11 protein-coding genes and 1 riboswitch are annotated in these 10052 nt (G+C 48.0%); of the genes, 7 read left to right on the top strand and 4 right to left on the bottom strand.

Annotation, left to right across the window (positions count from 1 at the left end):
* From Q9R23_RS10150 to mmuM, 3 genes are all read left to right on the top strand, one after another.
* On the top strand, positions 1-866 hold an 866-nt coding region (locus Q9R23_RS10150), incomplete at its 5' end, for an IS3 family transposase (protein WP_311246995.1).
* Between the two features lie 117 nt (positions 867-983).
* A riboswitch (SAM riboswitch) is annotated at positions 984-1085 on the top strand.
* Between the two features lie 77 nt (positions 1086-1162).
* Positions 1163-2566: an amino acid permease gene (locus tag Q9R23_RS10145; protein WP_290780639.1), complete on the top strand. Its 1404-nt coding sequence runs from the start codon at positions 1163-1165 to the stop codon at positions 2564-2566.
* Positions 2541-3476: a homocysteine S-methyltransferase gene (gene mmuM / locus Q9R23_RS10140; RefSeq protein WP_311246994.1), complete on the top strand. Its 936-nt coding sequence runs from the start codon at positions 2541-2543 to the stop codon at positions 3474-3476. Before Q9R23_RS10145 ends, mmuM begins: the two co-directional genes overlap by 26 nt.
* A gap of 71 nt (positions 3477-3547) precedes the next feature.
* Here the strand turns inward: mmuM and Q9R23_RS10135 are convergent, their stop codons facing one another.
* Entirely contained in the window at positions 3548-3970 is a 423-nt protein-coding gene (locus Q9R23_RS10135) for a MarR family winged helix-turn-helix transcriptional regulator (protein ID WP_035411811.1), read from the bottom strand.
* A gap of 182 nt (positions 3971-4152) precedes the next feature.
* Between Q9R23_RS10135 and Q9R23_RS10130 the strand changes: the two genes are divergently transcribed.
* Positions 4153-4608, top strand: a complete 456-nt coding sequence (locus Q9R23_RS10130) for a CBS domain-containing protein (RefSeq protein ID WP_035395501.1) — start codon at positions 4153-4155, stop codon at positions 4606-4608.
* A gap of 26 nt (positions 4609-4634) precedes the next feature.
* On the top strand, positions 4635-5873 hold the full coding sequence (locus Q9R23_RS10125; protein ID WP_290780645.1) for an MFS transporter: 1239 nt from the start codon (positions 4635-4637) through the stop codon (positions 5871-5873).
* A 52-nt stretch (positions 5874-5925) separates the two neighbouring features.
* On the opposite strand, the gene Q9R23_RS10120 is transcribed toward Q9R23_RS10125, so the two are convergent.
* The gene (locus Q9R23_RS10120; RefSeq protein ID WP_290756015.1) at positions 5926-6351 is read right to left on the bottom strand and encodes a DUF1801 domain-containing protein; all 426 of its coding nucleotides are present in this window, start codon (positions 6349-6351) and stop codon (positions 5926-5928) included.
* Between the two features lie 85 nt (positions 6352-6436).
* Here Q9R23_RS10120 and Q9R23_RS10115 point away from each other — a divergent pair, with 85 nt between their 5' ends.
* Positions 6437-6784, top strand: coding sequence for a hypothetical protein (locus tag Q9R23_RS10115; RefSeq protein ID WP_290756017.1), 348 nt, complete (start codon positions 6437-6439; stop codon positions 6782-6784).
* 47 nt (positions 6785-6831) lie between these two features.
* Here Q9R23_RS10115 and Q9R23_RS10110 read toward each other — a convergent pair whose 3' ends face one another.
* Together Q9R23_RS10110 and Q9R23_RS10105 are read right to left on the bottom strand one after the other, a co-directional pair.
* Positions 6832-8034 (bottom strand): M20 family metallopeptidase, encoded by a 1203-nt coding sequence (locus Q9R23_RS10110; protein WP_290756019.1) that lies wholly within the window; start codon positions 8032-8034, stop codon positions 6832-6834.
* A gap of 140 nt (positions 8035-8174) precedes the next feature.
* A complete protein-coding gene (locus Q9R23_RS10105; RefSeq protein ID WP_035411826.1) occupies positions 8175-9005 on the bottom strand; it encodes an SDR family oxidoreductase in 831 nt (276 codons plus the stop codon).
* Between the two features lie 135 nt (positions 9006-9140).
* Between Q9R23_RS10105 and Q9R23_RS10100 the strand changes: the two genes are divergently transcribed.
* The gene (locus Q9R23_RS10100) at positions 9141-10010 is read left to right on the top strand and encodes a PDZ domain-containing protein (protein WP_311246993.1); all 870 of its coding nucleotides are present in this window, start codon (positions 9141-9143) and stop codon (positions 10008-10010) included.
* Positions 10011-10052: the final 42 nt, after the last annotated feature.

Below are 10052 nucleotides of genomic sequence, written 5' to 3'. Positions count from 1 at the left end.
GTAAATATGAAGCCATTCAATCATCGGTAGAGCAATTTGGTTACCCGATCATCGCCCTGTGTCACCTCGCTGGAGTCTCGCGCGCTTCCTACTACAAGTGGTTACGCCGGATTGGTATACCACAGACTCATGAGACGGAGAACATGAAAATCATCGAAGAGATGAACGAGATCCACCTTGAGGTGAACGGAATCTATGGCTACCGACGGATGACATTGAACCTGAAACGTCGTTTCGGAAGAGACGTCAACGCGAAGCGTGTCCGTCGCCTGATACATGTCGCCGGTATTCATTGCGTCATACGCCGGAAACGTCCTTTGTATATTCGTAATCCTCCTCAACAGACTGCAGAGAACATTCTGAACCGTGATTTCAACGCCGCAGGACCGAACCAAAAATGGGTGACGGATGTCACGGAACTGAAGTATGGCGCCTCTCAGAAGGCGTATTTGAGCGCCATTCTGGACCTATATGATGGATCCATCCGTGCCTTCGTTCTTGGCCATTCCAATAATAATCAGCTTGTGTTCGATACTCTTGAACACGCCCTACAGGGCGCATCCGGAAGTCGTCCCTTGCTTCATAGTGATCGAGGATTTCAATATACTTCTCATGCGTTTCGTCATATGACACGCGTGGCAGGCATTACACAAAGTATGTCTCGGGTTGGAAGATGTATTGATAACGGACCGATGGAATCCTTTTGGGGAGCGTTGAAGTGCGAAAGTTATTATCTACATAAGTTTGCGGAGTTCGACGAACCCCGACTCGCAATCCAGAAATATATTTACTTCTACAATGAAGAACGATATCAACAACGATTAAACGGCTTGGCTCCATTAGAATACAGAGCGCAAGCCGTTTAAAGGATTTTTATTATTTGTCCTGTCTACTTGACAGGGAGCAGTTCATTTTTTTGATGGAAGTATTCTGAATTGTGTTGACAATTCGGAAAAGGCTTGATAGGGTTAGGAACAATTACATACTTATCCAGAGAGGTGGAGGGACTGGCCCTATGAAACCTCAGCAACAGGTCGAAAGATACTGTGCTAATTCCTGCGGGTGTTGCACCCGATCGATAAGATTTCCGAATTGTCGACCGACGCATCCGTGAGGATGCGTTTTTTGTTTGAAATAGGTGGAACGAGGAGGAAATGGATTCATGAAAACGAGCGGAGCGTTTCGACGCAAGATGGAATCACGTCATCTGATCATGCTGTCGTTAGGTGGCGTCATTGGAACAGGATTATTTTTAAGTACAGGTTATACGTTGGAACAAGCGGGACGTGTCGGAACGATTTTGTCGTATTTAATCGGAGCCGTCGTCGTCTACTTAGTCATGTTAAGTCTTGGCGAACTCGCTGTACACATGCCGGAAACCGGATCATTCCATAAGTACGCAACAAAGTATATCGGACCCGGTACCGGTTATACGGTGGCCTGGCTCTACTGGCTGACGTGGACGGTCGCCCTTGGTTCAGAATTCACGGCAGCAGGCATTTTAATGCAACGTTGGTTCCCATCGATTCCAGTCTGGGTGTTCAGTGCATTATTCGCTGCGATGATCCTTGGTATCAACGTCTTGAAGGTCCGCGTATTTGCTGAAGTCGAGTTTTGGTTCTCCGCCATTAAGGTCGTAACGATCATTGCTTTCATTTTACTTGGTGCGGGAGCCATCGTTGGCTTCATCCCATTACAAGATGGTAGCCCGGCACCATTCTTTTCTTCCTTAACGGAAGGAGGATTGTTTCCAAATGGGGCATTTGCGATCTTCATGACGATGCTTGCCGTGAACTTTGCTTACTCAGGAACGGAATTGATCGGCGTCGCAGCGGGTGAAGCGGTCGATCCGAAGCGGACGATTCCGCTTGCGATCCGAACAACGATTTTGCGACTCGTCCTCTTTTTCGTCGGTACGATCATCGTATTAGCCGTCTTATTGCCAACGGAAGGGAAGGGCGTGCTCGAAAGTCCATTCGTTGCGGTGTTTGAACGAATCGGGATTCCGTATGCAGCAGATGTGATGAACTTCGTCATTCTGACAGCGATCTTATCGGCAGCGAACTCTGGGCTTTACGCTGCCTCCCGGATGCTTTGGTCGCTTGCGAACGAACGCATGATTCCGCGCTTCTTCGCCCAGGTGACACCAAGTGGGGTTCCACTTCGAGCTGTATTGTTCAGCATGCTTGGCGGAGGACTTGCTTTGCTTTCTAGCATCTATGCAGCAGGAAGTGTCTATATCGCGCTCGTCTCGATTTCCGGTCTTGCTGTTGTCGTCGTCTGGATGAGTATCAGCGTTGCGCAGTATCGCTTCCGGAAACAATTCCTCCGCGAAGGGCACATGGTCGACGAATTGGTCTATCGTACACCACTCTTTCCATTGGTACCGATCGCCGCTTTCGTCGTCTGTTTGATTTCCCTGATTGGTATCGGATTTGATCCGACGCAACGAGTCGCCTTGTATTGCGGTATCCCATTCATCGTGATCTGTTATGTCGTTCATGCGTTCACGAATTCTTCTCAGAAACGGAGTGTTGAAGATGTCCCGAATCAAAAATCCAGTTGACCAACGATTACAGGAAGTTCCTTTTCTTATTTTAGATGGTGCCCTTGCGACCGAACTCGAACAAAAGGGATTCGACCTGAACGATCCACTTTGGTCGGCACGCCTCTTAATTGAAGCACCGGAACAGATTGAGCGTGTCCATCACGATTACTTTGAAGTGGGCGCCGATGTTGCGATCACCTCAAGCTATCAAGCAAGTATCGAAGGATTCAAGCAACGTCACATCACGACCGAGGAAGCACAAGCGTTAATTCGACAAACGGTTACCTTAGCGCAAGATGCACGGACGCGTAGCGGAAAGAGTGCCGCATTGATCGCGGGATCAGTTGGTCCTTATGGTGCCTACTTAGCAGATGGTTCTGAGTATCGCGGTCATTATGGTGTGTCAGCAGATGTGCTAGAAGCCTTCCACAGACCACGCATCGAAGCATTGATTGAAGCGGGGGCTGATCTGCTGGCATTCGAGACAATTCCGTCGCTTGAGGAAGCTGTCGTGTTGTTCGGGATTCTCGAAGCGTTCCCGGAAGTATCTGCTTGGCTGACGTTCTCGCTTCAAGATGCGACGCACATTAGTGAAGGAACGGCACTTGCGACGTGTATTGAAACGGTCGGACAACATCCACAGCTCGCAGCAATCGGTGCAAATTGTTTTCCAGCATCTTACGCGACCGATTTTATCCGTCACGTCAAGGCGTTGACGGATGTGCCAATCATCGTCTATCCGAACTCTGGTGAGGTCTATGATCCGGTCGCAAAAACATGGTCAGGTACGAATAATCAGTGTACGTCGTTCCAAGCCATCGCAAAGACATGGTATGAAGCTGGAGCACGATTGATTGGCGGTTGTTGTAGAACTTCACCGGAACATATCGCGCAAATTCGTTCGGTTTGCCATGTTTCTCATACGTGATGAAGGATGACGAAAAAACGGACACGAAATCAATCGATTTCGCGTCCGTTTTTTTTTATGGTGTAATTCCATTACCGTTCGCGCAAGGCGCGATTGAATTGTTGCAATAGGCGTCCGAAATCTTCTGCATCATCCGCTGGCCAGTCTGTCAGTAGACGTTCGATGCTTGCGAGACGTGCGGTTCGGTAGATGGTGAGTTCTTGTTGTCCTTTATCTGTAATATGATAGAAAAAGGCTCGCCCATCTGTCGGATCTTTTACTTTTTCAACGAGTTGCTTCTGATCGAGTGCCGCTGCTTGGCGACTGACGGTCGAGACATCGAGCTGAAGTTCACGGGCAAGTGTTTTAACACCGACGTTGCCGGAATCCGCTAATTGTCGCAGTAAGAGATAAGAAGCACGGTCCAAATTACGATTGTCTGCCGTCGCCGTCGTTAAGCGCCGGATCAGGATCGCTAACTCGAGTTCAATGGTTTCGAGTGATTGTTGAGACATCGGGTATCTCCCCTTTCAAAAAAGTCTCTCTGTCCCTCATGATTACCCAATGTGGATAAGCTGTCAATGCGAAAAGCAGGAGGCTTGACAGAGTTGTAGTTGTATTATACAATCATTTTTGTTCTTTTAATTGTATCATACAACTTTAGTAGATGAGAAACGAACGACAAAGGAGAATTCAGATGAAAGCTTATGAGTCGATGAAACAAGAGGTCATCACGGTAAACGATACAGATCTGATTCGTACGGTCATCGAACGATTCATTCAATCTGGTATTAGCGGCGTACCTGTCATCAATGCCGAGCAAGAGGTCGTTGGTTATATCAGTGACGGAGATATCATGCGAGCGATCGGAAAACACAAGGACATCATCGTCGATACATTCTTATATGTAGATGTCATCAAAGGAGACGAAGAAGATTATGAAGATCGAATTCGTCATATCTTGAATCGACCTGTCATGGAACTTGCACGCCGGAAAGTCGTAACAGCGGACGCTGACACAGAAATGGAAGAGATTGCAGCGACACTCGGCGCAAAACGGATCAAAAAGCTTCCAATCCTCAAGGCAGGACGTCTTGTTGGGATCATTAGTCGAGGTGACGTCATCCGCCATTCGTTTAAACAGTTCATGTAACACATCCAATAGAAAGAAGGGACACTATGGCACTTGCTGAAAAAACAACGACGCTTGAGCCGGAAACGGTATTAGCGGAAAGCAAACATGGATTATTCCATCAACCGGTTGCTGTTTGGGCAGTCTTTTTCGCCAGTATCACAGCATTCATGGGAATGGGGCTCGTCAATCCCGTCTTACCGACGATTGCTGAGAATTTAGAAGCGTCCAAAAGTGAAGTAACGCTCTTATTTACAAGTTATAACGCCGTCATGGCATTCGCGATGTTAATTACAGGCGCGATCTCATCACGGATTGGTCAAAAAGGAACATTGATGCTCGGGATTGCCGTCATCGCAACTGTTGCTGGTTTTGCTTCACAAGCAGACAGCATTTGGACGCTCGTCGCGTTACGCGGTGGATGGGGACTTGGGAACGCCTTATTCGTCGCAACAGCACTTGCTGCGATTGTTTCGCTGTCATCAGGCGGAACAGCAAAAGCGATTATTTTATATGAAGCAGCCGTTGGTCTTGGGATTTCGATCGGACCGCTATTAGGCGGAACGCTCGGTTCGATCACATGGCGCGCCCCATTCATGGGTGTTGCGACGATCATGATCATCGCGTTTCTTGTCTTACTTTTCTTGATGCCAAAACAAGCAGCATCTGCTGCACCGAAACAGAAGTTATCATTAAAAGCACCGTTCCAAGCGATGAAACATCGTTCATTACTGACACTCGGAATCGTTGCAGCGCTTTATAACGTTGGTTTCTTTACGATCATGGCTTATGCACCATTCGTCATGAAACTACCAGCGAAAGGACTCGGATTCGTCTTCCTCGGTTGGGGGATGTTGCTTGCGATCACATCAGTCTTAACGGCTCCGAAACTGAAACAATGGTTCGGAACGATCAAAGCGATGATCATGATGTTGATCACATTCGCGATCTTGCTTCTGTTGATGGGGATCTTCACGGAAACTCCAGCCGTCGTCATCGTCTGTGTCATCTTGGCGGGAGCTGTGCTTGGGAATAACAACACGCTCATCACGACAGCTGTCATGGATGCAGCACCTGTCGAACGTTCGACAGCATCTGCGGCATACAGTTTCCTACGTTTTCTCGGGGCAGCCATTGCGCCATTCATGGCCGGTAAATTGGCTGAAATCTTCAACGCAAATCTACCGTTTTATGTCGGAAGTGGCTTCGTCCTCTTATCCGTCATCATCATCGGGGTCAATCTCAAACACATTCGCCATATCGATCGGACGGAAGGCGGACATTAATTCGATAACAAGACAGCCGAAGCGCATTCGCTTCGGCTGTTTTTGATTGAAATCAAGAGGGGTACATGGTTTTTAACGTGCGGATCGAGTGCTCGATCATTTCCCGAAGTATGCCTAAGTCGATGTCAGTCAGTCGTTTGACGTAGATGCAGGACTTACCGCGTCGATACGTACCGAGACTGGCAAGCAGTCGTTCTGAGACTGCGTCTTCACCAAGTGCGAGATAAAGGACGAGGTTCGTCTTCCGCGGAGAAAAGCCGACATAAAAGCTATCGCCCTCTCGGCCGGAGGCATAGCGGTAATGGTAGGAACCAAAACCAATCAAGGATGAACCCCAAAGGACGGCTTCATATCCCGTGACATCTTCGAAGAACTGACGTAGTGTGATACCATCTGCTTGACGTTGCGGCGGTTCGACTTGTGCCAGAAAGGCATCAACGGACTGTTCGGTAGGACCTGTCTTTGGCGTATCAGGCATAAGCAGACTCCTTTCGGATGAAGAAGATATGGGTTACTTTCGAGAAGTACTAGTAAATATCCTGTGGCTCAGAGGTGGAAATCGAATGAAGCATCGTATCGTGTTTCGAGGAGAAGAAAGCAGTGTACTATGGGAAATCTTACACGTACATCCAACGCAAGAAGAACTAACGATTCAGATGGTAGGGCGGAATAGTGAACACCAGTTTTCAGTTACATTCAATCAATATGATGCGTTCATCCGTAACTTTGCTCACGTCCATGAGTCGTTACACGGTGAAGTCGTATTCGAGCAGGGAGTAATTCGTCTCCACTTACGCTATGACCGACTTGGTCGTGTCTTCATCAGTTGGTCTGACGGACAAACGAGTCACCAGTTTCGCAGTGATCAAAGTTATTTAAGTGAGGCGTTAGCACAACTTGGCGTCTACTGAATCAGCTGATGAAAGGCGCTAACACAAAAAGAAGGGACGACATTCGGTTACAATATCGAATGTCGTTCCTTCTTTTTTTTATGTGATGGGGGCGATTGATGTAATGGTGTGTTGATCAAGTTGAAGCAAAACGCAATCGTTTTTTCATATTCGGATAACGGAATCGATTCATCCACTTGGTGTGCGAGACGGAAATCATGGAATGAAGCGATTGCGATTGGAAATGACTTTTTCGCTTGGCTGAACATCGCACCATCCGTTCCACCTGGAATAGCGATTTTTCGTGGTGTCACGCCGCTAACCTGCTCCATCGTATCCGCGACCTGTTGCAAGAAAGGTGCCTGTTCATCGGTTTCACAAGAAGGAATATCCTTGATGACGGTCACGTTCATATCAAACTCGGAATCTTCTGCTACAAGACGACGTTCGATAGCTGTAAAGGCAGCAAGAACGTCCGCTCGATCGAACCCGGGAATCGTCCGAATATCCATATAAAACGAAGCCTGACTCGGAACGACGTTCGGTCCTTCGCCTCCTTTTATGGATGTGATTGACGCGACGACCGGACCAAGCGCCGGATGATGATTCGCCGTAATCGAGAAGCGTTCCGACTTCACTTCCTGGATGACGCGATAGACGTCATCGATCGCATTACGTCCGAGTTGAGGGGCAGAGCTGTGTGCACTTTTCCCACGACATGTCACTTCGATCCCAACGACACCTTTTTGTGCATAACCGATCATTCCGCTTGTTGGTTCTGTAATCAGTAAAGCGTCTAAATCATCCGCGTGTCCTTGTTCGGTCAAATGACGAGCACCCGTCATTCCATTCTCCTCATCGGATGTAATCAGAAGTTTGATAGTGTTTGGTCGGTCTTGACGTTCTCTATATTGAATCAGTGCTTGCACCATTGCCATGACACCTGATTTCATATCAGAAGCCCCACGACCATAGATGCGGCCGTTTTCGATTTCGCCGCCGTATGGATCTTTCGTCCAGCCGTCTCCTTGAACTGGAACCGTATCGAGATGACCAGATAGACCGAGGACGGCAGGACGTGAAACATCTTCGCTCGCAGGAACGGTCGCGACGAGACAAATTCGTTTTGGTGAAACTTCAATCCATTCTGTCGAGATCTGATGGTCGACCAGTACATCGTATACGTAACGTGCGACGGCTTCTTCTCCGTCCATCGGATTGACACTTGGAATTTGAAGACACCGTTGTAAGTAAGTAATCGCTGTTTGCATGAATTTTTCCCCCTTTACCTGTAGTGTACCCTGATAAAAATACTTCAGGGAGGTAAACTAATTCAGAAAATAATTTACGGTACTGAACGTCTTGAGGTAAAAGAAAAGCGGTGCAACTAAAGGGTTACACCGCGCATTGCTCATTCACTTTTTTCTGCTTCGTCTTTCCACTTCGAATCGATTAACATCTCTCCCGGCCATGTATAAGCCATGATGCCGCCATCCGCCGTGATGTCCTCACCTGTGACATATGAGCTGTCGTCAGAAGCAAGGAAGAGGGCGACCGTTGCCATCTCGCGTGGTTTACCGAGTCGACCGAGTGGTGTGATCCAGGCGTTCGCATCTCGGAACTGTTTGCCTTGTTCTTTTTCTTTTTCACCGACGAGTGTATCGATGAGTGGTGTTTCAATCGTTCCTGGCGATAACGAATTGACACGAATACCATGACGCGCGTAATCGATTGCCATCGCGCGAGTGAAGTTCGCGATCCCGCCTTTCGCCGCGTTATAACCAGACCGGTTCAAGTCAGCTGCGCGACCCGACATCGATGACGTGTTGATGATCGAACCACCGTTATCCAGCATGAGTGGAATCAAGAATTTACTGACGAGGAATGTACCGCGTAAATCGACAGCGATGATCCGGTCGAAGAGATCGATTGGATACTCGTGGACTTTCCCACCTTGTTCATCGATTCCGGCATTGTTGAAGAGGACGTCGACCGTACCGTATGTCTCTTTGACATGCTTCGCAAGTTGCTCAACACTCTCGACGTCTGAGACGTCGACATGGACGGCTTCCGCTTTCCCGCCTTGTTGTGTAATCTGTTCTACTGTTTGTTTTGCTTTTTCAAGTGAGACATCGGCACAAACGACCGTTGCTCCTTGTTCTGCGAATACAAGCGCAGTCGCTTGTCCAATCCCTGTTGCCGAGCCGGTAATGACAGCTATTTTTTGATCCAGTCTACCCATTGCTAAATCCCTCCTAAGTCGTATCGTTCACCTTATGAAACATTCCCGGAGAAATGGAGATTAAACCCATCGATGCGTCTAGTAATAGAAGATAAGGGGTACATCTACAACAGCATAATCGCTGTAAAAAGGGAGATGAGAACGCTGACATCCGATCAATGGCAACTTGCTAAAAAATTATTACAGGAAGCTGTCGAGTATCAAATGACGCTCGAGAAAAGTGCGTTCGCAGATCAACTGATTGATCAAACGACACCTGTCCTTTGGTTTGGTGATGCGACGCGTAGCAGTTGGGTGACGATCGCGACGAACCCATCCCGAACGCAGTTTTTAGACCGGACGGGCGCATTACGATTCGACGAGACCGGTCCGCTCTTTATTCGTCCGAAGTCGATGTCATGGGAGGATTATCTGCAGGAGGAGACGCTGACAGATTCAATCCGGCGCTTCAATCGTTACTTTAAACAACCAAATGTGTACCGGACCTGGTTCGGTCGACCAGGTGGGGGTAAGCTCGAAGGATTCTTGAACGGACTCGGTGCGTCGTTTTACGAAAAGACGTTTGATCCAGTCATTCACTTGGATTTTTTTCCGTTTCCGACGCACCACTACATGGGAGCGATCAAAGAACGCAGCGTGTTGGAAGATAGTCCGTTCGGTCAGACATTTTTGTTACGCCTGCTTGAACTGTTTTCGATAAAAGGAATCATCCTGCTCGGTAAGGAGCACACGGGACGATTTGCGAAGCTCGAACCAGATATCGATTGGACAACCTATCGACCAACGGATTATCCAGACGCGATTTTTCAAGTTGGCTTCTCGTCACGATTTCAGGTACCCGTCGTCGGACTCCACTTCAAACCGAGTGAGCAGTTCATCGGTCTCGGTAATCGAAAGGATGAAAACGGCGTTAGCCATGGCACCTACGGGTCAGCAGAACACTTACGTCAAATCGGAAAAATCGTCCGTGAAAAAGTCGTAAAAAATAGCGGGAAAGAAGATTGACAGATATTTAGAACTCCCTAATAATAGGAGATGAATTAGCAC

Origin of the sequence: Exiguobacterium sp. BRG2, assembly GCF_031844245.1 — a bacterium.
Classification (GTDB): domain Bacteria; phylum Bacillota; class Bacilli; order Exiguobacteriales; family Exiguobacteriaceae; genus Exiguobacterium_A.
Note: the sequence above shows the minus strand (reverse complement) of the source record. Positions and strands in the feature narration are given on the sequence as shown.